Source organism: Planktomarina temperata RCA23 (assembly GCF_000738435.1).
In the GTDB taxonomy this organism is placed as follows: Bacteria; Pseudomonadota; Alphaproteobacteria; order Rhodobacterales; family Rhodobacteraceae; genus Planktomarina; species Planktomarina temperata.
The window spans coordinates 1,894,869-1,919,628 of sequence record NZ_CP003984.1 but is presented as its reverse complement, the minus strand read 5'-3'; the positions used below and the strand labels follow the sequence as shown (position 1 = coordinate 1,919,628).

The 24,760-nt window shown below is 56.4% G+C and carries 23 protein-coding genes; 9 read left to right on the top strand and 14 right to left on the bottom strand.

What is annotated here, in order from left to right:
• Nucleotides 1-15: 15 nt before the first annotated feature.
• From speB to RCA23_RS09110, 5 genes are all read left to right on the top strand, one after another.
• Nucleotides 16-957, top strand: a complete 942-nt coding sequence (gene speB, locus RCA23_RS09130; RefSeq protein ID WP_044051441.1) for an agmatinase — start codon at nucleotides 16-18, stop codon at nucleotides 955-957.
• 11 nt (nucleotides 958-968) lie between these two features.
• Nucleotides 969-1,355, top strand: coding sequence for a DUF1499 domain-containing protein (locus tag RCA23_RS09125; RefSeq protein ID WP_044050053.1), 387 nt, complete (start codon nucleotides 969-971; stop codon nucleotides 1,353-1,355).
• Nucleotides 1,356-1,415: 60 nt separating this feature from the next.
• On the top strand, nucleotides 1,416-2,465 hold the full coding sequence (prfA, locus tag RCA23_RS09120; RefSeq protein ID WP_044050052.1) for a peptide chain release factor 1: 1,050 nt from the start codon (nucleotides 1,416-1,418) through the stop codon (nucleotides 2,463-2,465).
• A complete protein-coding gene (gene prmC / locus RCA23_RS09115) occupies nucleotides 2,462-3,313 on the top strand; it encodes a peptide chain release factor N(5)-glutamine methyltransferase (RefSeq protein ID WP_044050051.1) in 852 nt (283 codons plus the stop codon). The genes prfA and prmC overlap by 4 nt, the downstream gene beginning before the upstream one ends.
• 229 nt (nucleotides 3,314-3,542) lie before the next feature.
• Complete coding sequence (locus RCA23_RS09110) at nucleotides 3,543-4,073, top strand: DUF4167 domain-containing protein (protein ID WP_430902648.1); 531 nt, start codon at nucleotides 3,543-3,545, stop codon at nucleotides 4,071-4,073.
• A gap of 254 nt (nucleotides 4,074-4,327) precedes the next feature.
• Here the strand turns inward: RCA23_RS09110 and rsmA are convergent, their stop codons facing one another.
• The 6 genes from rsmA to RCA23_RS09080 all read right to left on the bottom strand — a co-directional run bounded on the left by rsmA (nucleotide 4,328) and on the right by RCA23_RS09080 (nucleotide 11,794).
• Nucleotides 4,328-5,164, bottom strand: coding sequence for a 16S rRNA (adenine(1518)-N(6)/adenine(1519)-N(6))-dimethyltransferase RsmA (gene rsmA / locus RCA23_RS09105; protein WP_044050049.1), 837 nt, complete (start codon nucleotides 5,162-5,164; stop codon nucleotides 4,328-4,330).
• On the bottom strand, nucleotides 5,154-6,140 hold the full coding sequence (gene pdxA, locus RCA23_RS09100) for a 4-hydroxythreonine-4-phosphate dehydrogenase PdxA (RefSeq protein WP_044051440.1): 987 nt from the start codon (nucleotides 6,138-6,140) through the stop codon (nucleotides 5,154-5,156). The genes rsmA and pdxA overlap by 11 nt, the downstream gene beginning before the upstream one ends.
• 93 nt (nucleotides 6,141-6,233) lie before the next feature.
• Nucleotides 6,234-7,433, bottom strand: coding sequence for a SurA N-terminal domain-containing protein (locus RCA23_RS09095; RefSeq protein WP_044050048.1), 1,200 nt, complete (start codon nucleotides 7,431-7,433; stop codon nucleotides 6,234-6,236).
• A 12-nt stretch (nucleotides 7,434-7,445) separates the two neighbouring features.
• Complete coding sequence (locus tag RCA23_RS09090) at nucleotides 7,446-9,581, bottom strand: LPS assembly protein LptD (RefSeq protein WP_052377110.1); 2,136 nt, start codon at nucleotides 9,579-9,581, stop codon at nucleotides 7,446-7,448.
• Nucleotides 9,582-10,679, bottom strand: a complete 1,098-nt coding sequence (gene lptG / locus RCA23_RS09085; protein WP_044050047.1) for an LPS export ABC transporter permease LptG — start codon at nucleotides 10,677-10,679, stop codon at nucleotides 9,582-9,584. It abuts the gene before it with no gap.
• Nucleotides 10,676-11,794, bottom strand: a complete 1,119-nt coding sequence (locus tag RCA23_RS09080) for an LptF/LptG family permease (RefSeq protein WP_044050046.1) — start codon at nucleotides 11,792-11,794, stop codon at nucleotides 10,676-10,678. Before RCA23_RS09080 ends, lptG begins: the two co-directional genes overlap by 4 nt.
• A gap of 121 nt (nucleotides 11,795-11,915) precedes the next feature.
• Here RCA23_RS09080 and RCA23_RS09075 point away from each other — a divergent pair, with 121 nt between their 5' ends.
• Both RCA23_RS09075 and RCA23_RS09070 read left to right on the top strand, forming a co-directional pair.
• Entirely contained in the window at nucleotides 11,916-13,406 is a 1,491-nt protein-coding gene (locus RCA23_RS09075) for a leucyl aminopeptidase (RefSeq protein ID WP_044050045.1), read from the top strand.
• Nucleotides 13,399-13,869: a DNA polymerase III subunit chi gene (locus RCA23_RS09070; protein WP_169701382.1), complete on the top strand. Its 471-nt coding sequence runs from the start codon at nucleotides 13,399-13,401 to the stop codon at nucleotides 13,867-13,869. Before RCA23_RS09075 ends, RCA23_RS09070 begins: the two co-directional genes overlap by 8 nt.
• A gap of 37 nt (nucleotides 13,870-13,906) precedes the next feature.
• Here RCA23_RS09070 and RCA23_RS09065 read toward each other — a convergent pair whose 3' ends face one another.
• From RCA23_RS09065 to RCA23_RS09050, 4 genes are read right to left on the bottom strand one after another with little or no spacing between them, the layout of a single operon-like run.
• On the bottom strand, nucleotides 13,907-14,491 hold the full coding sequence (locus RCA23_RS09065; protein ID WP_044050043.1) for a retropepsin-like aspartic protease family protein: 585 nt from the start codon (nucleotides 14,489-14,491) through the stop codon (nucleotides 13,907-13,909).
• A 33-nt stretch (nucleotides 14,492-14,524) separates the two neighbouring features.
• Nucleotides 14,525-15,154, bottom strand: a complete 630-nt coding sequence (locus RCA23_RS09060) for a MarC family protein (RefSeq protein ID WP_044051438.1) — start codon at nucleotides 15,152-15,154, stop codon at nucleotides 14,525-14,527.
• A gap of 4 nt (nucleotides 15,155-15,158) precedes the next feature.
• Nucleotides 15,159-17,000 carry an ABC-F family ATP-binding cassette domain-containing protein gene (locus RCA23_RS09055; protein ID WP_044050042.1) on the bottom strand — a complete coding sequence of 614 codons (1,842 nt, stop codon included), beginning with the start codon at nucleotides 16,998-17,000 and terminating at the stop codon, nucleotides 15,159-15,161.
• A 31-nt stretch (nucleotides 17,001-17,031) separates the two neighbouring features.
• A complete protein-coding gene (locus tag RCA23_RS09050) occupies nucleotides 17,032-18,876 on the bottom strand; it encodes a hypothetical protein (protein WP_169701381.1) in 1,845 nt (614 codons plus the stop codon).
• A gap of 161 nt (nucleotides 18,877-19,037) precedes the next feature.
• Here RCA23_RS09050 and ndk point away from each other — a divergent pair, with 161 nt between their 5' ends.
• The gene (ndk, locus tag RCA23_RS09040) at nucleotides 19,038-19,460 is read left to right on the top strand and encodes a nucleoside-diphosphate kinase (RefSeq protein ID WP_044050039.1); all 423 of its coding nucleotides are present in this window, start codon (nucleotides 19,038-19,040) and stop codon (nucleotides 19,458-19,460) included.
• 49 nt (nucleotides 19,461-19,509) lie between these two features.
• Here ndk and RCA23_RS09035 read toward each other — a convergent pair whose 3' ends face one another.
• The 4 genes from RCA23_RS09035 to RCA23_RS09020 all read right to left on the bottom strand — a co-directional run bounded on the left by RCA23_RS09035 (nucleotide 19,510) and on the right by RCA23_RS09020 (nucleotide 23,337).
• Complete coding sequence (locus tag RCA23_RS09035; protein WP_044050038.1) at nucleotides 19,510-19,836, bottom strand: TfoX/Sxy family protein; 327 nt, start codon at nucleotides 19,834-19,836, stop codon at nucleotides 19,510-19,512.
• A gap of 72 nt (nucleotides 19,837-19,908) precedes the next feature.
• Nucleotides 19,909-20,757: a fumarylacetoacetate hydrolase family protein gene (locus RCA23_RS09030; protein WP_044050037.1), complete on the bottom strand. Its 849-nt coding sequence runs from the start codon at nucleotides 20,755-20,757 to the stop codon at nucleotides 19,909-19,911.
• 10 nt (nucleotides 20,758-20,767) lie between these two features.
• Nucleotides 20,768-22,555 carry an IlvD/Edd family dehydratase gene (locus RCA23_RS09025; protein ID WP_081870942.1) on the bottom strand — a complete coding sequence of 596 codons (1,788 nt, stop codon included), beginning with the start codon at nucleotides 22,553-22,555 and terminating at the stop codon, nucleotides 20,768-20,770.
• Nucleotides 22,556-22,596: 41 nt separating this feature from the next.
• The gene (locus tag RCA23_RS09020) at nucleotides 22,597-23,337 is read right to left on the bottom strand and encodes an SDR family oxidoreductase (RefSeq protein WP_044050035.1); all 741 of its coding nucleotides are present in this window, start codon (nucleotides 23,335-23,337) and stop codon (nucleotides 22,597-22,599) included.
• A 461-nt stretch (nucleotides 23,338-23,798) separates the two neighbouring features.
• Here RCA23_RS09020 and RCA23_RS09015 point away from each other — a divergent pair, with 461 nt between their 5' ends.
• Nucleotides 23,799-24,689: an NAD(P)-dependent oxidoreductase gene (locus RCA23_RS09015; RefSeq protein ID WP_044050034.1), complete on the top strand. Its 891-nt coding sequence runs from the start codon at nucleotides 23,799-23,801 to the stop codon at nucleotides 24,687-24,689.
• Nucleotides 24,690-24,760: the final 71 nt, after the last annotated feature.

The window sequence follows — 24,760 nt, the reverse complement described above, 5'->3', positions numbered from 1 at the left end:
ACAAAGGATATGCGAATGCCCAACCAACCAATTTCCGGCAATGATCTGGCCCGTTTTGCTGGGCCGCAAACCTTCATGCGCCTGCCTGAGGCTCAAGGCCCCGCGGGCTTGGATGTGGTGATCATGGGCATCCCCATGGATATCGGCACCTCTTGGCGGTCCGGCACGCGGTTTGGTCCAAAGCAGATTCGCCAAGAAAGCGCGATGATCCGGCCGTATAATTTGCAAACTGGGGCTGCGCCTTTTGACAGCCTGCAGGTGGCTGATATGGGCGATGTTGCCATCAACACCTTCAGCCTTGCGGAGAGTTTGCGCATTATTGAATCGGCCTACGACGGTTTGCACGACTACCCTGTGGTGCCGGCGACGCTCGGCGGGGATCATTCTTTAACCCTGCCAATCTTGCGCTCCATTGCGAAAAAGCACGGGCCTGTGGCCTTGGTGCATGTCGATGCGCATGCGGATGTGAACGATGAGATGTTTGGAGAGCGTGAAACCCATGGGACGGTGTTCCGCCGCGCCTATGAGGAAGGGCTGCTTGTGCCCGATTTGGTGTATCAAATCGGCCTGCGCGGCACGGGATACACCGCAGAAGACTTTTCTGAGGCGGCCGGTTGGGGCTTTAACATGATCACGGCGCCAGAGATTTGGCATAAATCGCTGACCCCACTGGGTCAGGAGATTCGCCAAGCCATCGGGGATCACCCCTGCTATCTGACCTATGATATCGACAGCCTAGATCCCGCCTATGCCCCCGGCACCGGTACGCCAGAGATCGGCGGGTTGACCACGCCGCAGGCCATGGAGCTGATCCGCGCTTTACGCGGATTGAATATCGTGGGGTTTGATATGGTTGAAGTGAGCCCTATGTATGACACCTCGGGCAATACCGCCCTAACAGCGGCGAATTTGATGTTCGAAATCTTGAGCATCCTGCCCGGTGTTGCTTATCGTTGAGGGTCTAACCTGTGATTAAAATTCTTGTCGTGGCGCTGGCGCTTTTTGCGGGCCTGCAACTGGTGGCGCGCTTCTGGCCGCTTGTATATGCGGACTGGCCGGGCGGGCCTATGGCGCCCGGACACGCCACGCAAACGCATCTCAGTGGCTATTATATCCGCCGGGATGATCTGCCCTTTACGCAGATCAGGGCAGCTATCTTGGCAGATCCACGCCACGAAATCGTGATGCAAGACGCGCGGCTTAAAGTGCTCCTGAGATCGCGCTTTTGGGGTTTTAAAGATATCATCGAGCTGTGGCGAGATGAGAGCGGCACCCATCTGCGCGGCCATTCAAGTGTTGGTGGCTCCGATTGGGGCAGCAATAAAAAACGGATTGAGGCTTGGATTGCTGATTAAAATCGCGTCCAAAGCCCTGGCCCCTCTTGACCCCGCAGGCGACATAGGCGAGCTGAAGGCATGATAGCAGAAGATACATTACAGCAGATCATCCAAAGATTTGAGTTCATCGAGGCTCAAATGTCTGAGGGCGCGGGCGATATTGCCAAATTGGCTAAGGAATATTCTGACCTGCGGCCGGTGGTCGAAGAAGTGCGGGCCTATCAGACCCTGCTTCGCGATATTTCTGATGCTGAAGCGATGATGGATGATCCGGATATGCGTGAGCTTGCGGCCGAAGAGCTGCCTGTGCTCCGCGCCGCATTGCCCAAGGCCGAACATGATCTGCAGCTCACGCTTTTGCCGAAAGATGAGGCGGATGCGCGCCCTGCCATTTTGGAAATTCGCCCCGGAACGGGCGGCGATGAGGCTGCGCTTTTTGCCGCCGATTTGATCCGCATGTATCAGCGCTATGTGGAGGCGCAGGGCTGGGGCTTTGATGTCATCGAAAATCAAACCACCGAACTTGGCGGCGTTAAGGAATTTGTCGCCCATATCAAAGGCGAGGGAGTTTTTGCCAAGCTGAAGTATGAAAGCGGTGTGCATAGGGTGCAGCGCGTGCCCAGTACGGAAAGCGGCGGGCGCATTCACACCTCAGCGGCCACTGTGGCGGTCTTGCCCGAGGCGGAGGATGTGGATATTCACATTGATCCAAGCGACATTCGCATTGATACAATGCGGGCCAGCGGGGCCGGTGGTCAGCATGTGAACACCACCGATTCAGCGGTGCGCATCACCCATTTACCCACCGGGCTGATCGTGGTCAGCGCGGAAAAATCGCAGCACCGCAACCGTGAGATTGCCATGCAGGTGCTCAAAACCCGGCTGTATGATCTGGAACGGGCGCGGGTGGATGGGGAGCGATCTGCCGACCGCAAATCACAGGTGGGCTCTGGCGACCGCTCAGAACGAATCCGCACCTATAACTACCCGCAAGGCCGAATGACCGATCATCGCATCGGTCTCACGCTTTACCGGCTTGAGCAAATCTTACAGGGTGATTTGGACGAAATCATTGATGCTTTGACCTCAGAGGCGCAAGCGGCCTTGCTGGCGGAAATGAACGGATGAGCCAAACTCTCCAGACGGCCTTGACCCATGCTGGGCAAAGGCTTTCGGGCGCCGGTATAGAAGATTCTCGGCGTGAGGCGCGGATTTTATTGGCCTTTGTTTTGGGCATAGACGCGCTGCAAGTGTCTTTGCGGCTCGAGGAGACGTTAACTGCGGAACACTCTGCGGCGTTTGAAGCCACTCTAAAGTCGCGGATGGCGTATGTGCCGATGTCGCATATTTTGGGCTACCGCGAGTTTTATGAACACCGCTTTATCGTCACCCCCGATGTATTGGATCCGCGGCCTGAAACCGAAGAGCTGGTGGCGCGCGCCCTATCGGCCCCGTTTCAAAATGTCTTGGATCTTGGGGTCGGGTCGGGCTGTATTATTCTATCGCTTTTGGCTGTAAATTCATCGGCGTGCGGAGTTGCGGTGGACTGTTCGGCCAAGGCGCTGGAGGTGGCACGGCGCAATGCCGCAAAATTGCAATTAACGGATCGCGTGCGATTTTGCCGATCTGACTGGTGTGCAGAGATTCCATCCGAGCGCTTTGACCTTATTGTCTCCAATCCCCCCTATATCCACCCAGCCGTATGGAAGGGCTTGTCGCCCGAAGTGCACCATGAGCCAAAATTGGCGCTGACAGACGGTAAAGATGGGTTGAGCCATTACGCGACCATCGCGCATCAAGCGCATGGGTTTTTGGCGGCAGAGGGCCGGTTGTTGTTTGAAATTGGCTATGACCAAGGGGCAGCAGTGGCAGAGATACTGCGCAAAGAGGGCTACCGCGACATCGCCATTTTGGAAGATTTAGACCATCGGCCGCGGGTCGTCTCCTGCCGGGCACGGGCGGAGAAAGCGGAATAGTCCGGACAAATAACGATTTTTTGCTTGCTGATTTGACCCAAACATGGTTTGTACAGGGCGTCGAGACCATGCGCAGGCATGTACGACATGAAACCCAATCATTACCCATTGCAGTTAGTACTTAATCGGTCCGTCGCCAAATAGGCTTTTTCAAAACATGAGATCTTCAAAAACGCGCCCTCGCTCGAAGAATAACCGTAATAATAACAATCGCTCCGGCGCGAACATCATGAACCGCGTGTTCGATAGTTCAGGGCCTGAGGGCAAGGTGCGTGGCACGCCTCAGCAAATTATTGAAAAATACCAACAGCTCACCCGTGATGCGCAATTGTCAGGTGACCGCGTGGCGGCCGAAAACTTCCAGCAGCACGCTGAACATTACATGCGGCTTTTGGCAGAAGCGCAACGTGAAATCGAAGCCCGCCGTGAGCAGCAAGATCGCGAGAATCGTGAGAAACAAGCCCAGCGGGATCAGGAACGGGGCGAACGCAATGATCGTTCAGAACCGCGGCGAGATCGCGGCGATGTTGAACAGGTCAAAATGCCCTCCGCCTTGGATGTCGCCGATTTTTCTGATGCTCCGCAACCAGATTTGGCACCTTTGAACCCGGCTGATTTGGCGCAAACGCAGCCCATTGAGCCCAGCAAAAAAGCGGAGCCGGCCAAACCGCGCGTGCGTCGCCGGCCTGCAAAACCGGTTGGTGAGCCGGCGCCTGCAGCTGATGAAGCCGCCAAGCCTGCGCCTGTTCCAGAGGATTAATCGGCCCCTTTGGGCTTTTAAGACCTCCGCATAACCTTGCCGTCAAGCCAAAACATTATGCCTGGTGGCCACACCGGGCTGCGCCTGCCCAGGCCGGCGCTGCCCTCATTTCATGTTGAACTGGCGTTATGCAGAGGTCTTTTTACCACATCTCGCTCCTGCGCGCGCGAAGCGCGGCTGGGTTGTGGTTGGGCAAGTCTAAATGAGAATTCCAAAATCCTCCGTCATGAGGCGAAGGCCGCGTGTGCTAGATTTTATTTAGCCAATCGGCGGGCCAAGGCACAGAATCCCTCTAGCGAAATTTCTTCGGCCCGCGCAGTGGGTTCGAGGCCCGCATCCCGCAGCGCAGTTTCAATGTCAGGTGCCGCAGATTTCAGGCTTGAGCGGAGCATTTTGCGGCGTTGATTGAACGCCATTGCAACGGTGGAAGATAACAGCCCCGCCGGCGCTGGAAAGCGTGGCTGTGCCAAGGCTTCCAGATGGACCACGGCAGAATGGACTTTCGGCGGCGGCGTAAAGGCTTCGGGCGGCAGTTCCATGACCACGGAGGGGGTACTTTTCCATTGGGCTAAAATACCAAGGCGCCCATAGGCCTTTGTTCCCGGCTTGGCGATGATCCGCTCGGCCACTTCTTTTTGGAACATTAAAGTTAAACTGCTCCAAAATGGGGGCCAGTCTTTTGGTGTAAGCCAGCGCACCAAAAGCTCGGTGCCCACATTATAGGGCAGGTTGGCCACCACGCGCACAGGCCCGGTGAGTTGGCCGCGCATGTCAAACTCCAAAGCATCGGCGTTGAACACATCCAAACGGCCGGGATAGGCGGCTGAAATCTCAGACAGCGCAGCCATGCACCGAGGATCTTTTTCCAAGGCCACGACCCGCCGCGCGCCGGCAGCCAAAAGTCCGCGCGTCAAACCGCCCGGACCGGGGCCAACTTCTAAGACGTCATGGCCGCTGATATCTCCGGCCAGCCTGGCAATTTTTGATGTGAGGTTGAGATCCAGTAGGAAGTTTTGCCCCAAAGATTTTTTTGCATCTAATCCATGGGTGGCGATCACGTCGCGCAGCGGGGGAAGGTCGTCAATTTGCATTCTGGCGCGCCTTTATCATGCGATCTGCATAGACTATGGCTTGAACCATTGAGGATGCATCCGCAAGGCCTTGACCGGCAATATCAAAGGCCGTGCCATGGTCGGGCGATGTGCGCACGATGGGCAGGCCCAAGGTGACATTCACGCCACCAGAAAAATCCAAAGTCTTAATCGGGATCAGGGCCTGATCATGGTACATGCACAGGGCCGCATCATAGCGGGTGCGCGCCTGTGCGTGAAACATCGCATCTGCGGACTGCGGCCCGGTTATGGACACTCCGGCGCTTTGCAGCTCGGCAACCCAGGGGGTAATCTGGTCTATGTCCTCCCGGCCAATCTTACCGCCTTCGCTGGCATGGGGATTGAGCCCGGCAACGCTGATGCGCGGTTCTTCTATGCCAAAGTCACGGCGCAAAGCATCATTTAGGATGTGCGCGGTAGTGTGAAACAACTCCCGGGTGATCGCCTTTGGCACATCGCTGATGGGAATATGAATGGTGAGCGGGACCACAGAGAGGGCCGGGCAGGTCAGCATCATCACAACCTGCTGCACGCCGCAGAGATGCGCCAGAAACTCCGTATGCCCTGGAAACTGAAACCCGGCGCCGTCTTGCAAAATCGCCTTGTGAATAGGCGCGGTGCATAGACCGGCCATCTGTCCGGCCTGGGTGAGCCGCACCGCCTGCTCAATGGCAGAAATCACCCCGGCCGCGTTGCGCCGATCAGGTTGGCCAGGATGCGCAGGCTGGGCGAAGTCGATCTGATGCAGCCAAATGTGATCTGGCGGCGGGGGCGCCGTATCGGGTTGAAACAGCGTGACCGGAACACCCTGCGGAAGATGCCGCCGATCGGCAAAAAGAACCATAGGGATGTCACCGCCAATTTCTTTCTGCGCGGCTATAAATATTTCCATCCCGATGCCCGCAGGATCACCGCAGGTGACGGCAAGGGGCGCCTGTGTGGTCTTATTTGTCATCAACAAAGCACCTGTACCAAAAATCAAATTTCAAAGCGCCAGGTGCCAAGACTTCTGGGTTTGAAATTTTGGAAACCACCACCGCAATCGGCGTTAATGATAGACGATATCTGCACTGGCGCGCAGCTCGGCGAGAAACCCGTCGGCCAGACTCGTGATCCGTGCCGAGCGCAGATTATTTGCAACTTGTCCGCGTGAGACATCTTCTAGGGCCGCATAGACCCGCGCGCAGAGCATGACAATTTCAGCCTGCTCCCCCTCCGCGGTCGGCATGTTATCAAATTCATTTTTATCGAGGCCCATCAGCCGCAGAGATAAAGCTTGGGGAATTTGATCGGGGCTTTCGGAATGAATTGTGAAAGTGAGCGATGGATCCGCTTTGACCGCGCCGTAAAAATCATCGCAGGTATCGGCCATGCGCGTGGCGGATGTCACAGCATCGGCCGGTCCACTCACCCGCGCGTATTCAATGGCCGATATCTCTGGTGATTGTGCCGTGGTCTCTGCCACATCACGCAGTTGAAACAAGACAATGGCATTCGTCACCTCAAGGGGCGTGGTGATCTGACCTGGACGCAAACCGGAAATGATGGGACGCAGACCATCGGGCAGGTCGCTCAGATTGGCCCATTCCAGCCGGCCACCATTCACCCGCGATTGTGCCACTGAAAGCCGGCGCGCTTGTTCAGAGAAATCGGCGGCTGACGTGATGCGCCCCAAGCGTTCCGCCGTCTGACGCGCGCTGTCCAGTTCTTCAGCAGATCCGGCTGGTAGTACAATTTCAGTCAAAAGCACTTTGACCCCGCCCTGAGCTCCCGCTGAGGCGAGCGCGCGGTCAATTTCCGCCTCAGACGGCGCGCTGCGGGCTGCGAAGCGGGCCCGGATAACTTCGCGCCAGGTCACCCCAGCTTTGATGAAATCGCGATAGGTTTGCTCATCAACGCCGTTTTGGGCCAAAGTTTCCAGCAATTGATCGAGATCAAGATTGGCGTTGGCGGCAAACTCTTCCATGGCTTCAACCACCTGCGCGTCGCTCAAATTAATGCCGGCACGGTCAGCGGCTGCCATTTTCAAGCGATCTTCAATCAAGGTGTCGCGCGCGCGCTGCGCCATACCGGAGGAGCGCTGCAAAATTTCCAAAAACCGCTCGCGTTGCTCCAGCTCATAGGCTGTGATTGCGGCCCTGTTCACGGAAATCACCGGATCAAACGGCCCCTGCGCCTGAACTGCGCTGTGGAGCGCGCCGATCAAACCAAGAGCTGCGAGACCTAAGCGCAGGGTGATCTTGAGCATTTCAAACCTCGTTTATGATGCGCCGCATTGACGGCTTTTCTTTATGTTTCTGACGCCTGTAGAAAATCCAGCCAGTGCTACACTCAGACCAAATTCAGTTTTGTCTGTCAATGTAGCGGATGTTGCGAAGCGACGCGAGGCTGAAAAATCCAAAATAACGCATTCATTTGCATATTCTAACCCAAACTCGAATTTGGACGCCTCACCGATGGAGGTGTCAAATTGAAATTCTGAAGTGGAGCGCCAATCGGGCAAAAACTGATAGTTCCATTTTAATGCAAGCGAGCTCAACGGCACGTCACGATTTTCCGCCTCATCGGCGGCTAGCCCAACATAGGTTGCATCCAGCTGATGTTTGCTTGTGTGCCAGCTGGCGCGGAGCTCGGATTTTTTGAGCAAACCGACATTCTGAAGAAGGCTGCGTGCGACCAATTCTATGCCCAAAGGGGTTTGCACATGGGCGGCGAGGAGCCAATCGCTCACATGGCCTTGGAGACCCGAGGTCTTAGTGAAGCTATTGGCGTTATCAGTTCGATAAATTCGGCCAATCTCCCATCCAATTTTAGTTTGATTTGGATAATCAATACCGCCGGCCAGCCCGATATTCAGCCGCATACCAGTTTCGATGAGATCAAATCCTGGCGCGCGATTGAAGCGGAACAGATTGCCCTCGTCAAACTCGACCTGGGTACTGTCTTGATTCGGAATGGTGTCTGAATTCGCCATCACCCCAGCCAATTGGATGCGCGGTTCGAGCCGCTGCACGGCTCCTCCGGCAAGCCGCCGGGCGAGGGGCCAGCGCAGACCAAGGCCGCCGCCGCCGGTGATCCGGGTGATGACAGGCGCGATATCTTGGTGCTGGCGCACAATGTAATGGGACGCTTCCAGCTCTGTGGCAAAATCTACAACGACTCCTTTGGGCAGCACCCAGTCGCGGTGATATTTGGCCAGCGAAGAGAGGCGCAGCGTGTCATAGCCGTCAACCTCATCACCGCTGTCGGGTCCGTCGACGGGCGACGTGGAGGAGCGGTAGCTGGTCAATAGGCTTGCTTCCAGATCGAAAACGCCGCCCAAACCCTTGGGATAGCTGCGCTGTTGTCCAATGGCTTCGGTGACCAGGGTTGGCTGGGTGGCGTTGTTCTCGCTGTCGCGCAAGGAATGATAATTGGAGAACCGCAGCTCAAGATTGCGGTTTCTTCGGCTGCGCTCAAGGGTGATTTTGTTTTCCAGCCTATCAATTTCTTTGACATCATATTCAAACAAATAGGCCGGATCGCTGGTGCTTTGCAGCTGACCGCGAAGCGCGTAGCCACTGTCTAAGGCAAAATCGGCTGTGCCAAAGAGATAGCCGCGATCTTGGCCGGCAAGAAGCGTGTCGCGGGAATAGGCGCCTTCAAGCTCAATGGTGCCGGTGTGATAGGCATGGCGATATCTCAGGCCAAGGGTCTTGGTGCGTGACGAGACCATCGGCGACAGGGTGATATCGTGATGATCACTTAGTTTTATGAAATAGGGCGTGCGAATCGCGGTTCCTAATGTCGTTGAGGTGGTCAGCTCGGGAACCAAAAACCCTGTGGCGCGTTTCAAGCTGGGATCGGGCAGCCGCAAATAGGGAAAGAAAAACACGGGCACATCCATGACACGCAGCTGTGCTTGTTCAAAATAAATTTGCTTTTCGCCGCTGTCATGCACGATCCGTTTGGCCCGGATTTGCCAAAGCGGTGTCTGACCTGTGCAGATAAAACAGGAGGTGGCCGAGACATTTGAGGCCTGGCTATAGGTTGCATTCACGCGGGAAATTTGGGCTGCTGCAATTTGCACTTGCTGGCTCAAAATGATCCGCGCACTTGTGATGATCCCGGCTGAAAGATCGGGTGACAGATCGGCTTGATCTGCCAAAATGACTGTGCCGCTGGCGTCTTGCAGCTTGATGGGCCCGGTCAGCGACAATTGCCCGTCGCCGCTGGCATAGGTGATGTCTTGGGCGGTGATCCGAACGCCGCTATGCCAGACCACCACGGAACCGCTGGCCCGCAGGGTGCCATTGGGCAAAATTTCAATACGGTCGGCAATCAAATGGGCCGCGTCCTGTGCCCAAAGCGCCTGGGCCCCGGTCACCCATAGGAGCGTGAGAAGGAGCAGTCTCATCTAGCCGTCCTCTGTGTGCAAAAGAAACGCCAGTGAGAGGCCAATGGCTGCGACGGGCGGGATCCATGCTGCCCAAATTTCTGGTAATTGGCCATTTTCACCGAGTATTTGGGCAAAATTGCGCAGAAAATAAAGGCCGAAGCCAAATAATAAGGTCATGAGCACGCGCAGACCTGTTCGATTTTGCCGACCATGTCGCATCGTGAATCCCGCACCGATCATGACGACAGAGGCCAGAAATAAGGGCAGTGCCAACTCCATATGAAACCAAACCCGATGGCGCCTTGCGGAAAAGCCGGCTTTTTCCAACTGGCTGATAAAGGCGGGCAATTGCCAGATTGGAATGGAGGACGGGCTGCCAAAGCTGTCGTGAATATGATCTTTGGTCAATTCGGTTGGAATTTTATACTGCCTTTTCGTATCGGCCTCGGCTTCCGGATTGCCGCCGATTTCCAACTGCCATTCCTTCGCATTGATAAGATGCCAAAAGCCGTCCTCTAACGTCGCTGTTGTGGCCGCAATGCGCCGGGTGGCCTTGCCGCTGAGATCGAATTCGTAAAGCGCCACGTCAAACAAGCGCGTCCCATCCAAATTGCTCCGCTTGGCATGTATCACCGTTTGCGCCTGGTCATCGCCTTGGCGCAACCAAAGCCCTGTGCTTGAAACAGAGACGGTGCTGACCCGTGATGTGAAAAAACTCGACGAAAGCAGCTCATGTTTTTTCTGCGTGCCCGCCACGATTGGGTTGACGATGGTGACCGCCAAAAGTCCGATCACCAGTGAGGTGAGGATCGGCCCATAGAGGGCGCGCAGAGCTGAGCGGCCAGCGGCCCGGGTCACGACCAATTCACTGCTGCGCGCCAGGCTCAAAAACAACATGATTGAGCAGAGCACTGTGATCAACGGGAGCAGCTGGTAGAGTGCGCTTGGTACATAGAGCGCCACCAAATGCGCTTTCTGGCTGAGCGTGACATCCAAGCCTCGAAACCGGCGCATTTGCTCGATGAAATCCAACAAGACGAACAAAATCAAGAACCCGCCCAAAACATAGGTAAAAGCCAGGGCAAAACGTCGGGCAAAATACAAATGCAAAATCATATGCCAGCCGCCTTATCCGAGTTCCAGATTTGATCGGCCGTGAAGATGATGCCGTAAGACAGCACAGCGCCGCATAGGAGGGGCAGGTAGAGAACCCAAAGCGCATCATGATTTTGGCGGCTGTAATCCATGCATAGGCCTTCGATAAATTTAACCAAAATCAGACAAATTACCGCCACCAGGATTGGGCGCCATAGGCCGAAACGGCTGTATCGGGCCGTGACCATCACGGCAAAGCCAATCAGCACCAGACACATGGACAATAATGGTCCCGCCAGTCGCTGATGCAGCGTATAGAGCATGTCAAAACGGGCGCTTTCACGCATATCTGGCACGCTTATGAGTTGCGCGATCAGCTGTAGGCTGGTGAAATGTTCTGAGCGCTTGGCTGCGGTGCCGCCTGGGCTGACAATCTGACCAATATTTATGACGAAATCATTGAACCGCGTGACGGCCAGTTTATCGGTGGTCAGATCGAGGTTTTGAATGACACCATCAATCAAAACCAAGCGTGGCCCAACCTCTGAACGCACCAAAAAGGCCTTGGCTGCTGAATAGGTGATATTTTTACCCGGGTCTGAAGCATCATTGAGAAAAACGCCTTCGAGCTGACCCTCGGCGGTGATATGGCGCAAATAAAAGGTGATGGTATCGCTCGGGGTTAAGAACTTGCCTTCGGTGAGCAGCCTTGCGGTCAGGTTTTCCGCAACTTCCATCTGCCTTTGATGTAATTGCGCTTGGCTAATTGGCACTAAGATGCTGCTGAGCACCAAGGTTAAGACAGCCAGGCTGATGGCAAAGCCCCAAACGGGCTTGGCAATCTGAGCCACCGACAGGCCCGCGCTTTGCACAACCACCAACTCTCGGTCTGTCGCGAGACGATGGATCACATAGATGACCGCGGCAAATCCGGCGATTGGGGCGATTACAAAAATCATCCAGGGAAGGGTCAAAGAGGTGAACTCCAAGAAAACCAATGCCGATTGACCATCGGCAATCAGCCGATCAAACAGCCTCACCGCGCGGTTGATCCAATAGATCAACACCAATACCAATGCAAAAAACCCAAACATTTTGAGCAATTGCTTCAGAATATATGTGTTGATCCGCCCCATATGGCCCCCGCAGTGATCTTGTGTGTACTGCTAAAGGAAATTGCACAGAACAGAAACATGAATCTGGTCAAAATCAATGCGACAGGCTAGGCTTTGCCCATATTTTTGAAAAGGAACACCCATGACACCGCTGCCAAAGTTTACCATCTCTGAGTTGGAATTAGATCGCTTGCAGGACTATGAGGGGCAAATCGTGCTTTTGGTGCAAGAGGATGGCCGCATGGATGTGGTGGGGCGTCGGATCAACAAGGCAACCAAGGGGGCCCTGGCCAGATTTTTGGCCTCCAAAGGCTTTGAAGATTTGGAGGCCGGTAAAGTCATGACCCTCTCTTATCCCACCGGCTTGATGGCCCGTGCGGTGAGCCTGGCGAAAATTGACCGCAATTGTACGCAAGGCGCGGCGCGCAGCTGTGGCGTAGAGATCGCCAAAGCCAGCGTCAGTGAGCGCTTCGTCATTGCGTGCAGTAAATTCAAGCGGATCAGCGATTTAATCGAAGGCATGGCGCTGCGCAATTATGAGTATTTGGATCAAAAAAGCGACGCTGCACCAAAACCCTTTGATGTGGAGGTGATGGGGCCAGATGCGCTGGAACAGCAGGCGGAGATTGAGACGAAATTGGCCGTATTGGACGGGGTGTTTTTCACCCGAGATCTGACCAATGCGCCGGCCAATGTGCTGACAACAAGCCATTTCGCCGAGCAGCTTGTGGCTTTGAGCGATTTGGGGCTCGAGGTCGAAGTTCTCGAAGAGGCGGAGCTGGAGAAACTCGGTATGCGCACCTTGCTTTGCGTCGGCCAGGGCTCTGACAGCCCCTCGAAGGTTGTTGTCATGCGCTGGACCGGCGGCGGCGAGGAGGCGCCATTCGCTCTGGTCGGCAAAGGGGTTGTCTTTGACACGGGCGGCATTTCCTTGAAACCGGCTGGTGGCATGGAAGATATGACCATGGATATGGGCGGCGCAGGTGTTGTCGCCGGGGTGATGAAAGCCTTGGCGCAGCGCGATGCCAAGGCCAATGTGGTCGGCGTCGTGGGACTGGTGGAAAATATGCCCTCCGGCAATGCCGTGCGCCCTGGAGACGTCATCAAATCCATGAAAGGCGATACGGTCGAAGTCATCAACACGGATGCCGAGGGCCGTTTGGTTTTGGCGGATATTCTTTGGTACACGCAAGAACGTTTCGCACCCAGCGGCATGATCAATCTGGCGACTTTGACCGGAGCCATCATCATCGGGCTGGGCCATGAAATGGCCGGTGTGTTTTCCAATGACGACAAATTGTCAAAGGATTTCATCACGGCGGCCTCGGCCGAAGGCGAAGGCGCTTGGCGTATGCCCTTGGCGCCGGCCTATGACAAAATGCTCAAATCGCGCATTGCTGATATGAAAAATGTGGGCACGCGGGCGGCGGGCTCGATCACGGCTGGGCAGTTTCTGCAGCGGTTTGTGAAAGATGATATGCCTTGGGCGCATTTGGATATCGCTGGCGTGGCCTCCATTGCCTCGGAAAGCGCCTTTGCGCCAAAAGGCGCCACCGGATGGGGCGTGCGGGCCTTGAACCGTCTGATTGCAGATCATTACGAGGCAAAGGGCGAGGATGCGCCGGGTGAGTGAGGTCTATTTTTACCACCTGACGCGCCAGAGGGTGGATCAGGCCCTGCGCCCACTTTTGAGCAAATGCCTGGCCAATGGCTGGAGGGTGGTGATCCGAGGCCGTGAGGCGGCGGAAATACAGCAGCTCGATGATGACTTGTGGCAGGGACCGGCCGAAGAGTTCCTGCCCCATGGTCTTGCCGGCGCAGCTCAGGAGGCCGATCAGCCTGTATTGCTGGCGCTCGAGGGTCATGAGGCGCCGCATGATTGTTTGATGTGCATCGGCGGCAGCGCCGTCACCGCCGATGAGGTCCTATCCAGCAAGCGCGTGTGCATCCTATTTCAAGATGACAATGGCCAGCATATGCAAAACGCGCGGGCGCAATGGAAATCTCTGACAGAGGCGGGGATTGCGGCGAAATATTGGAGCCAGGCCCAAGGCAATTGGGCCCTTCAGGCTGAGAAAGAAGCCAGCAATGCCTAGGTCTACGCCCTAAAGGCCCATAGGTTTTCAAACGGGTTCAGCGCCGCAGGATCAGTTGATCTTGGGCAATTTCAATCCGCCCAAAACGCCCGAGGTAGCTCATACCCAACAGGCTCTTGTCCATCTCACCGCCATTGATTGAAACGGAGATACCTTGGTCCAAATAGGGGCCAAGGCGAATGGTTTTGAGGCGGCTATAGGCAATGGGCACAACGCCATTCGCAGTGCGCGCGCTGCCCAAAAACGCCAGTTCGTCTAAGTCAAAGCCAATGCGCGCGGCATCTTTTCGCGACAAAACGATATCACTGGCCCCGGTGTCGACCAGAAAATCAATTTCGGTGCCATTCACCTCAGCTGTCACATAGTAATGCCCGTCGGGCGCGCGGGGCAGGGCAATTGCGCCGTCCTGCCGGGTGATGGGCAAGCTTTTGCGGCCATAATCGCGACTGATATCGCCCCAGAGGCCATAAATGGCCATGCAGCCCATGAAGATCATGCCCCAGACCAGAGCCATTTGCAGCGATTTGCCAACCGATTGGCGATGGCTCGCCAAATAGGCGCCGCCCAAAGCCAAGAGCAGCAGGGCCAAATAACCAAGACTTGCAAGTAAGTCGCCGCTCATGTCAGCCTTCCTAATGTGCGCGAGAGAGCCGCTTTAGCCCAGAGTCGCGCTAAAGCCCAGCAATCCGTTTAAGATGAATTGCACCGCTAAGGCCGCCAATAGCATGCCCAAGACCCGGCTGACCACCAAAATTCCGGTTTGCCCCAAGGCGCGCTCCATGACTCCCGCGAGCATGAATAGAATAAAGGCTGCGAGAACCACCGCGCCCATCACCACAATCACACTGATTTGCTGTAATAGATTGCCCTGAGCCTCATTGGTCAACAAAATGACCGTCGCAATCGCCCCGGGTCCGGCAATCAGGGGGGTGGCCAGTGGGAAGACGGATGGATCGTTGTCATCATCCTCAACGTCATCGCCCTTGGTGCTGCGCCGTTTGGCGCGCAGCTCAAATAGCATTTCTAGGGCGGTTAAGAATAATAAAACCCCACCGGCAATTTGAAAGGCCGGCATCGAGATTCCCGCAAACCCTAAAACAGACTCGCCGAAGAATCCAAAGAGCGCCAGAATAACAAAGGCGATCATACAGGCGCGCATCCCAATGGCCTTGCGCTTTTTGGGCTCGATTCCCTGGGTCAAAGCCACAAAAATCGGCGCCAGACCGATCGGATCAATCACCACGAATAAGGTCGCAAAAGCCCAAATCAGCGGCAGCGTATCAATCAACTCAGACATTTTCCAATTTCTCTACAGTTTCACTGGCGTTGAGCCATAGCTTTTCGGCCCGCAACAGGGCGGTCTCCACTTCATGAAACTTTTTTTGCCAGACCGCAAGGTCGGCGGCATTATGATCCTCATAGAGCTTTGGATCCGCGAGCTTTTCTTGCAATTTTTCATGCATCACGGTGATTTTTTCGATACGCTCTTCTGCGCGTTTCAGCTCGCTGCGGGCCGCAATCCGCAACTCGCGTCCGGGCTTTTTGATCTTGGGCTTTTCAGAGGATTTCTTGGGCGCGGCGCCGCCGAGAAGAAAATCGCGATAGGCCGCGAGATCTTGGTCAAACGGTGTGACCCGCCCGCCCGAGACCAACCACAAACGGTCGGCCACGAGCGATAAAAGATGCATGTCATGGCTCACCAAAATCACCGCGCCAGAATAGGTTGTCAGCGCTTGCACCAAGGCCTCGCGGCTTTCGATATCCAGGTGGTTTGTCGGCTCATCCAAAATCAGCATATGCGGCGCATCCAACGTGGCCAGCAAGAGCGATAGCCGCGCCTTTTGCCCGCCTGAGAGACGCGCAACCACTGTATCGACCTGATCGGGCCCCAGACCAAAGCCCGAGAGCATGGCGCGCAGGCGGGCCGGGCTGTGATCGGGGCGTTCGGACTGCAGATGTTGCAGCGGTGTTTCGTCGAGGTTCAGCTCATCGACCTGATGCTGGGCAAAATAGCCAATGCGCAATTTGTTATGGGTCACAAGCCGCCCGGCAGAGGTTTTGAGTCGGCCAGAGATCAACTTCGACAGGGTTGATTTTCCTTCACCGTTCTTGCCCAGAAGCGCAATGCGGTCGTCCTGATCAATCCGCAACTCCAGCTGAGATAGGATATCCGGCCCGCCATAGCCGACGGCGCCGTTTTCAATCGCAACAATGGGCGGGGACAGCTCTTCGGGCTGCGGGAAGGTAAAGACCCGCTTTGCCACCTCCTCCGGCGGGGTGATCAGCTCCATGCGCTCCAGCGCCTTGACGCGCGATTGCGCTTGTTTGGCCTTGGAGGCCTTGGCCTTGAAGCGATCGACAAAACTTTGCAAATGCTCGCGCTGCGCTGATTGCTTTTTCGCCGCGGCCGCTTGCACCGCGCGTTTTGCGGCGCGGGTTTTGGCGAATGTATCGTAATTGCCTTGGTAGAAGGTCAATTGCTTGTTCTCAAGATGCAAGATCCCGCCCACGGCGCGGTTGAGCAAGTCGCGGTCGTGGCTGATCACCACCACCGTATGCGGATAGCGCGCCAAAAAGGCTTCGAGCCAGATGGTGCCCTCAAGATCGAGATAGTTGGTCGGCTCATCCAGCAGCAAAAGATCTGGCGCGGAAAACAACACCGCCGCCAAGGCCACCCGCATCCGCCAGCCGCCTGAGAAATCCGAGCAGGGGCGCTTTTGCGCCGCCTCGTCAAAGCCCAGACCTTTGAGAATGGCAGAGGCGCGCCCTTCGGCGGACCAGGCATCAATATCGGCCAGACGGGTTTGCACCTCGGCGATTCTGTTGGGATCTTCGCTGGTATCGGCCAAGAGCGCCGCCCGCTCGACATCTGCGGCCAAAACCGTGTCGAGCAGCGACAGATCATTGGCCGGGGCCTCCTGCGCCACGCCGCCAATCTTGGCCCGACGGGGCAGTTCGATCGCGCCGCTTTCCAGCGCCAATTCCCCGCGTATAATGCGAAAAAGCGTGGTCTTTCCCGTGCCATTGGGGCCGACAAAGCCCACTTTATGGCCGGTGGGAATGGTTGCACTGGCGCTCTCAAACAAGCGGCGGCCATCGATGGCATAGGTAATATCTTGGATTTTCAGCATGGCTCTCCCATGACGCGAAGCGCAGGAAAGGTCAATCCCGCCGACCGATCAACCCGGTGACCACCGCCGCGCCGATGGCTGTAATCACCCAGCCGGCCATTTGCACAAGCCAGCGCAGCCGGTGGCCCCATTCGCCCCACCAGCCCCGTTCGGCTGAGGGCGCCCAATTTTTTTCCTGCCCCAAAGCATCCAGCGGGATAAATAAATCGAGCGCATAGAGAAAGGCGCTAAAGCTTGTATAGTCGCGCCCGGATGTGGTCTGCGCCCAAGCGTCCATCTGCGCGCGCCAGAGCGGCGAGTCGGGGTGGAGGGGCTCCGTTGGGAAACTGTCCAGCCAGTCCTGCGAGGTCAAGACCACCGAGGAGGTCGGCGCAAACTGCCCGTGGATGTGGATTTGCTGGGCAAAACAGATGGTGATCGCCAAGATAACGGCGATCCAAAACAACACCCGCGAGGGCTGGTGCCCATATCCGAACATCAGGCCAAATAGACAACCCGCAAGGTATTTTAGCACATTCAGGACATATTTTCCATCTGCCCAAACGGAGGCGGCTGCCGGGCGCAGATCACCGTTCAAATGGTCGCGTGATCGTTTATGCGCGGCTTGGCCATCCAGATATTCTTGAAGCCGCTGCTTGTCTTCACGCCGCACCAAGACCCGCGCGGCATCCCCGGCAAACCCCTGTCGGCGCAAGACATTGGCCAGTTGCACATAGGGTTGCGGGGAGAAACGTCGGGCAGTAGCGTCATGTTTGGCCAGCCAGTCCAAGCGTTCCTGCACATCGATGTCGCTTTCGATCCGGTCATAGCGAAAGGAGGACAGGCGCAATTTTTTTACAGATTGCCAAGAGCCGGGACTATCGTACAGGGTGCCAACATGGGCGTCTCTCAAATCAACCGTGATCCCGTCGCCCTTTACATTCCGCCAGAAAAACCCGGCCCGCACCCGCATTCCTTGAGCAACTAAACCCTTGGTGAGGGTGGCGCCGGATATCCACAAATTTCTGGCAATCACCGCCCCGTTCAGATCTATCCAGCCCCGGGCCTCAAATCCGCCGCTCAAAAATACATCCGCCCCGACTGTTATGGCATTGCAGTTCAGCGCCTTACGCTCTGCCAAAAACTTGCCGCCGTTGCAGGACAGCTGCCCGTCAATCTTCGCGCCGACCAGACTGACCTTTCCTTTGACCTCAAATCCGGTCCGCAAAAACACATCCGCCCCAACTGTTATAGCATTACAGTTCAGCGCCATACGCTCCGCCAAAAACTTGCCGCCGGTACAGGCCAGTTGCCCGTCAATCTTCGCGCCGCCCAGATTGACCTCGCCTTGGGCCGCAAATCCGCCGCTCAAAAATACATCCGCCCCGACTGATATGCCAGTGCAGTTCAGCGCCATATCCTCTGCCAAAAACTTGCCGCCGGCGCAGGCCAGCTGCCCGCCAATCTCAGCGCCGCTGAGATCGACCAGACCGGTTGCTTGAAATCCATCCCGCAGGTACAGCGGCCCTTTACAGTGCAGGCGGAAGGCATTCAGTTTGGCCAAATGAGTGCCTAACATGTCGAGCGCGGGAAGGGTGCAGTCCATCAGCAGGACATCCTCTTCAAGGGTGCAATGGATCAGCCCCAGCGGCACCAGCAGGGCCTCGCCCTCAAGATCCAGCTTGCCTGTGATCCATGCACCTTCAATCCGCAGCCCGCGGGCCGTGGGATTGCAATCGCCGGTGCCGAGCAAGAGCGCCCGGATCAGCCCGGCGCGGATGGTGTTGTCGGCACTGCCCTCTTCGGGCCGTTCCATACTGAATATTGTATCGTCCCCCTTGCGGCAGGCTTGGATCAATCTCAGTTCAGCGGGTTTATTATATTTTTCTATCTGCATGGAAATCATTTTGTCCGAATATGGCGCAGGTTAGCCTATTGCGCCGGCCCGCGCAATCTGGCCCGCCGCCGCCGCGCCCGCTGCAATCAAGGCTTTCCAATCCGCGCGCCGCATGCTAACGCGCCGGACAATATCAATCCGCAATAGAAAGGCCCTTGAACATGGCTCTGGAACGCACATTCTCAATCATCAAACCTGATGCAACCCGCCGCAACCTGACCGGCAAGATCAATGCCAAATTTGAAGAGGCTGGCCTGCGCATCGTGGCGCAAAAACGCATTCATTTGACCATGGCTCAGGCCGGTGAATTCTATGCGGTGCATAAAGAGCGCCCGTTTTACGGTGAGCTGTGCGAATTCATGGCCTCTGCTCCCATTGTGGCGCAGGTTTTGGAAGGCGAAGGCGCCATTGCCAAGAACCGTGAAGTCATGGGCGCAACCAATCCCGCAGATGCCGCCGCCGGCACCATCCGCGCAGAATTTGCCGAATCCGTCGGTGAAAACTCCGTGCATGGCTCAGATGCGCCCGAGACTGCCGCACAAGAGATTGCCTATTTCTTTTCCGGTCTCGAACTGGTTGGCTAAATAAAACCCATCGGGTTTTTGGGCTGCACCCTTCGGGGTGTGGCCTTTTTTATCGCCGCAGGCCTGTGCCGATGCAATCTAGGATTTTTTCAATGCCATGATCGTTGAGCCCCCGGTGCTCGGCGACCAGCGCGTCGAAATCCCCGCGCAGGGCCGCTTTCTCCGCGCCTTTGCAATCGTTCCATGGGCGGCCTTGCAGCGCCATGTGCAGTACATAATAGGCGATGAAATGCGGCCGCGCGCCGGAGCGAAGCAATCGGCGGTAGGCCTCATCTGCGCCGCAGGCCCGCAAGGCCTCCGCGGTCGGGATGCCGGCCGCATTTAACTCGGCTTCCATGGCCGGTCCAAGATTGCGTATGGTGGAAATGGCAGTCATGCGAGGGCAGAGGGGTCACATTTGGATCTCCCCACCCATGAGCGGCCTCACAGGTGGGGCGTGCCTTGTTGGTTATGCGTCTTGGCGCACGGTTTGGCGCTGCTTGCCCAGGCCAGAGATTTCAAGCTCCATCACATCGCCGGGCTTGAGGTAGACCGGCTCCGGTTTCATGCCCATCCCCACGCCCGGAGGGGTTCCGGTGGTGATGACATCTCCGGGGTGGAGCGTCATGAGCTGGGACAGATGGCTGATAATTTGCGCGACCGTGAAGATCATGGTCGCCGTATTGCCGGTTTGCATGCGTTTGCCGTTCACATCCAATGACATGTCGAGAGCCTGCGGATCGGCAATTTCATCGCGCGTGACGAGATAGGGGCCGGTGGGGCCGAAGGTGTCACAGCTTTTGCCCTTGGTCCATTGCCCGGTCAGCTGCGTTTGAAAGTGCCGCTCTGACACATCGTTGACGATGCAATAGCCGGCCACATGGTTCAAAGCCTCGTCTTCGCTGACATATTTTGCCGCTGTGCCAATCACTACGCCAAGTTCCACTTCCCAATCGGTATGGGTCGAGCCGCGCGGCATTACCACATCATCATTGGCGCCCACGATGGCGGAATTGGCTTTGAAAAACAAAATGGGATGTTCAGGGATGGCGGCTCCGGTTTCTGCGGCGTGGTCGGAATAATTCAAACCGATGCAGAGAAACTTGCCGATATCGCCCACAACTGGGCCTAGGCGCGGTGACCCGTTGACCGCAGGCAAGGCGCTTGGGTCCAGCGCCCGCAGGCGGGCCAAGGCCGCATCGCCGAGCACGCTTGCGTTGATATCTGTCACATGATCCGAAAGGTCGCGCAGCACACCTTCGGGATCGATCAAACCGGGGCGCTCTGCGCCAGTGTCGCCATAGCGGACTAATTTCATAAAAAAACTCCTAGTGGTTGTCACGCGGCATATGTTTGCGCGCGATGTCTTGATATTCATGCGCCCCGTCTAGAGTCATGCCTTCTGAGAAGGGTCTGACTTTTTCGCGGAACAATTCTTGCCAAGGGGTTTGGCTGTCAGGGGTGAAGGGACGCGTGCCAAGAGCGGCCCTGCGGCGCTCAAGCTCGGCCGGTTCAACCAGCATATCGGCAGTGCAGGCATTCAGATCAATCCGGATGATATCGCCAGTTTGCACCAGACCCAAGCCGCCACCATCTGCCGCTTCCGGTGAGGCGTTTAGGATTGAAGGTGATCCAGAGGTGCCCGATTGCCGCCCATCGCCCAAACAGGGCAGGGAGGTGATGCCCTTGGTCAAAAGATAGGACGGCGGGCGCATATTTACGACCTCCGCCCCGCCGGGATAGCCAATTGGTCCGGCGCCGCGCATGATTAGGACGCAGTTCTCATCGATGTTCAGACTTGGATCATCAATGCCGCGGTGGAAGTGTTCCGGCCCGTCGAAGACGATGGCGCGCCCTTCAAAGCAATTTGGGTTGGCCGGATCAGACAGGTAGCGCCTGCGAAACTCTTGTGAGATCACCGAAGTTTTCATGATCGCGCTGTCGAACAGATTGCCTTTCAAGTTGATAAAGCCGGCAGCATCAACCAGTGGCGCTGTGACTTGCTTGATCACATCGGTATTGGTGCTGCGGCAATCTTGGCAATTCTCAGCAATGGTTTTGCCATTGGCAGTTAGGACATCCGGATGCGGCAGCAGCCCTGCGGCGAGCAATTCGCCGATCACCGCCGGCACGCCACCGGCCCGGTGGTAATCCTCGCCAAGATATTCGCCCGCCGGTTGCAGGTTGACCAAAAGCGGCACCCTATGGCCGAGTTTTTGCCAATCATCATTGTTCAAGGCCACGCCGAGATGTTTGGCGATGCCGTTCAGGTGAATTGGCGCATTGGTCGAGCCGCCGATGGCTGAATTGATGACAATGGCGTTCTCAAAGGCTTCGCGGGTCATGATTCGGTCAGGTCGCAAATCCTCATGCACCATATCGACAATCCGCAGCCCGGTTTCATAGCTGATCTGCCCGCGCTCGCGATAGGGTGCTGGGATGGCGGCGGAGCCGGGCAATTGCATACCAAGCCCCTCGGCCAGAGAGTTCATCGTCGTGGCGGTGCCCATGGAGTTGCAGTAGCCAACAGAAGGCGTTGAGGAGGCCACCATATCCATAAAGCCGTCATCATCGATTTCACCTGCGGCCTGCATCTCGCGGGCCTTCCAAACGATCGTGCCAGAGCCCGTGCGCTTGCCGCCGAACCACCCGTTGAGCATTGGGCCAACGGATAGGGCAATGGCAGGGATATTGACGGTCGCGGCCGCCATCAACAAAGCCGGCGTGGTTTTGTCACAGCCGATATTCAGCACAACCCCATCAATCGGATAGCCAAATAGGGTTTCCACCAAAGACAGATAGGCCAGGTTTCTGTCCAACATGGCCGTTGGGCGTTTGCCGGTTTCCTGAATGGGATGCACCGGAATTTCAATCACCGTGCCGCCGGCGGCAATGACCCCATCACGCACCCGTTTGGACAGTTCAATATGGTGGCGATTGCAGGGGCTAAGGTCGCTGCCGGTCTGGGCAATGCCAATGATAGGCTTGCCCGATTGTAGCTCGTGGCGTGTCAGGCCGTAGTTGAGATAGCGTTCGAGATAGAGCGCTGTCATCTCTTGATTGTCGGGATTGTTGAACCACTGTTGGGATCGCAATTTCGGTTTGATATCTGACACGCGGATCGTCCTCGTTAAGTTAAAATTTTGGTCGCCAGTGATTAGTTTGACCAGCCGCCATCAATAACCTGTGTTGTGGCGGTTGTGAAGGCACTTTCATCCGAACCTAGGTAAACTGCAAGGGCTGCTATTTCTTCGGCTGTGCCAATGCGGCCCATGGGTTGGCGGGCAACAAAGTCTTTCATGGCTTGCACCTCATCTCCAGTGGCCCGCAGACGGTCATGTAGAGAGGGGCTTTCAACAGTGCCGGGACAAATTGCATTACAGCGAATCCCCTGTTTGATGTAATCCATGGCCACGGATTTGGTCAGGCCGATCACGGCCGCTTTGGTTGTGCCGTAGATAAAGCGATTGGGAGCGCCAATAATAGAGGAACAGGCGGAGGACATATTGATAATCGAGCCGCCCCCACGTTCCAGCATACCCGGTAGCGCGGCTTGGATGGTGCGCATCATCGAGCGGACATTGAGGTTGAATGCAAAATCCCATTCATCTTCCGTGGCATCGATTATGGTCCCGTGATGCACAAAGCCCGCGCCATTAAACAAAATATCTGGCTGCGCGCGGTCGATGCCCTCACGGGTTGAGGTCGCGTCAAGCACGTCGAGCACATAGGTTTCCATTTGCCCCGTGCAGGCACTTTGCACCTCAGCCAAAGTCTCAGGATTAATGTCTGTGGCAAAGACTTTGGCGCCTTCAGCGGCCATGGCCAAAGCGGTGGCTCTGCCAATGCCTTGTCCTGCGGCGGTTACCAAAGCGCGTTTTCCTGAAAGTCGTCCCATCTGGACCTCCTGTCTTGTATTTTGAGATGGTGAATGTGCATGGCTCTTTACCATTAGGCAATAAGGTTTTGGAACAAATCTGTAATTTTATAGCCATGGCGCTTCGGTGCCATAGGCTGGGCGCCATGGGGGGCGGTCAGAACCTCTAAAAGACATCTGCATAACACCATCTCAACACGAAATGAGGGCAGTGCCTGCCTGGGCGGGCGCATATGTTTGGTGGCGAAGTCACTGCAAAATTTGTGCAATAAAAATATATATCAGTATACCCAGATGGTGAATGCGCCTACCGGGGGGCAGGCAGGCGCAGCCCGGTGTTGCCACCGGGCAAAGTGTTTGGCTTGGCGGTTGGGTTATACAGAGGTCCTTGTTAGGTGACTTAAGCTGTTGCAATTTGCCAAACCCAGCCGCACAAATGCGCCAAGGGCGGCAGGCCCGCGTTGCTTACAAAGGGTCAAGTTATGTCAAACCATCAGAAGATCGCAGTCTTGGGAACAGGGCTTATGGGTGCGCCTATGGCGCGGAACTTGTGCCAAGCAGGGTTTTCAACACGGGTCTGGAACCGTACGGCTGCAAAGGCTATGGCCTTGAGCGCCTTTGGGGCTGTTGTGGCGGAGCATGCGGCCGCGGCGGTCGCTGAGGCAGATATCGTCATCTCCATGCTGTCGGATGGGCCGACTGGGGTGTTGGTGCAATCTGACCCGGCGCTGCGCGCCGCCGTGCGGCCTGGCACGGTCTGGGTAGAGATGGGATCCATCAAACCTGAAGAGGCCCGGGCCGCAGCTGAAGATTTGGCGCAGCTGGGTGTGTCTTATGTGGATGCGCCAGTGTCCGGCGGGACCAAGGGCGCCGAGGAGGCCAGCCTGGCGATTATGGCCGGTGGCGCGCCAGAGGATTTCGAGACTGTTGCGCCCGCGCTGAGCGCCATGGGGCGACCGGTGCATGTTGGGCCGATTGGCGCGGGGCAATTGGCAAAATTGGCCAATCAAGCCATCGTCGGCATCACCATTGGGGCTGTGGCGGAAGCGATGTTGATGCTGCAAAAAGGCGGCGCTGATCCTGCAGCTGTGCGCGCGGCTTTGAAAGGTGGATTTGCTGACAGCACGATTTTGCAATTGCACGGTGCACGTATGACGACAATGGATTTCACCCCCGGCGGTCTGTGCACATTGCAGCTCAAAGACCTCAACAATGCCTTGGCCGAAGCGGAGAGTTTCGGGCTGCGCTTGCCCAGTTTGCAAAATACCCGTGACCGTTTTGATCATTTGGTGCACGAGATGGATGGCGCAGGCTTGGATCATGCGGCGCTTTATCTTGAGCTTTTGGCCCGCAATGGCTTAGCTGCAGAGTGATGCGCTGGGCAAGACCGCAGAAGATGTGAGGCGCCGCTGGACAGGTCGCTGCGATTGCTCGTAGTCTGCCT

Coding starts and splice junctions, on each gene's coding strand:
- speB (WP_044051441.1), top strand. CDS start 16: ATGCCCAACCAACCAATTTCCGGCAATGATCTGGCCCGTTTTGCTGGG.
- prfA (WP_044050052.1), top strand. CDS start 1,416: ATGATAGCAGAAGATACATTACAGCAGATCATCCAAAGATTTGAGTTC.
- prmC (WP_044050051.1), top strand. CDS start 2,462: ATGAGCCAAACTCTCCAGACGGCCTTGACCCATGCTGGGCAAAGGCTT.
- RCA23_RS09110 (WP_430902648.1), top strand. CDS start 3,543: ATGAACCGCGTGTTCGATAGTTCAGGGCCTGAGGGCAAGGTGCGTGGC.
- rsmA (WP_044050049.1), bottom strand. CDS start 5,164: ATGCAAATTGACGACCTTCCCCCGCTGCGCGACGTGATCGCCACCCAT.
- pdxA (WP_044051440.1), bottom strand. CDS start 6,140: ATGACAAATAAGACCACACAGGCGCCCCTTGCCGTCACCTGCGGTGAT.
- RCA23_RS09095 (WP_044050048.1), bottom strand. CDS start 7,433: ATGCTCAAGATCACCCTGCGCTTAGGTCTCGCAGCTCTTGGTTTGATC.
- RCA23_RS09090 (WP_052377110.1), bottom strand. CDS start 9,581: ATGAGACTGCTCCTTCTCACGCTCCTATGGGTGACCGGGGCCCAGGCG.
- lptG (WP_044050047.1), bottom strand. CDS start 10,679: ATGATTTTGCATTTGTATTTTGCCCGACGTTTTGCCCTGGCTTTTACC.
- RCA23_RS09080 (WP_044050046.1), bottom strand. CDS start 11,794: ATGGGGCGGATCAACACATATATTCTGAAGCAATTGCTCAAAATGTTT.
- RCA23_RS09075 (WP_044050045.1), top strand. CDS start 11,916: ATGACACCGCTGCCAAAGTTTACCATCTCTGAGTTGGAATTAGATCGC.
- RCA23_RS09065 (WP_044050043.1), bottom strand. CDS start 14,491: ATGAGCGGCGACTTACTTGCAAGTCTTGGTTATTTGGCCCTGCTGCTC.
- RCA23_RS09055 (WP_044050042.1), bottom strand. CDS start 17,000: ATGCTGAAAATCCAAGATATTACCTATGCCATCGATGGCCGCCGCTTG.
- RCA23_RS09050 (WP_169701381.1), bottom strand. CDS start 18,876: ATGCAGATAGAAAAATATAATAAACCCGCTGAACTGAGATTGATCCAA.
- ndk (WP_044050039.1), top strand. CDS start 19,038: ATGGCTCTGGAACGCACATTCTCAATCATCAAACCTGATGCAACCCGC.
- RCA23_RS09035 (WP_044050038.1), bottom strand. CDS start 19,836: ATGACTGCCATTTCCACCATACGCAATCTTGGACCGGCCATGGAAGCC.
- RCA23_RS09030 (WP_044050037.1), bottom strand. CDS start 20,757: ATGAAATTAGTCCGCTATGGCGACACTGGCGCAGAGCGCCCCGGTTTG.
- RCA23_RS09020 (WP_044050035.1), bottom strand. CDS start 23,337: ATGGGACGACTTTCAGGAAAACGCGCTTTGGTAACCGCCGCAGGACAA.
- RCA23_RS09015 (WP_044050034.1), top strand. CDS start 23,799: ATGTCAAACCATCAGAAGATCGCAGTCTTGGGAACAGGGCTTATGGGT.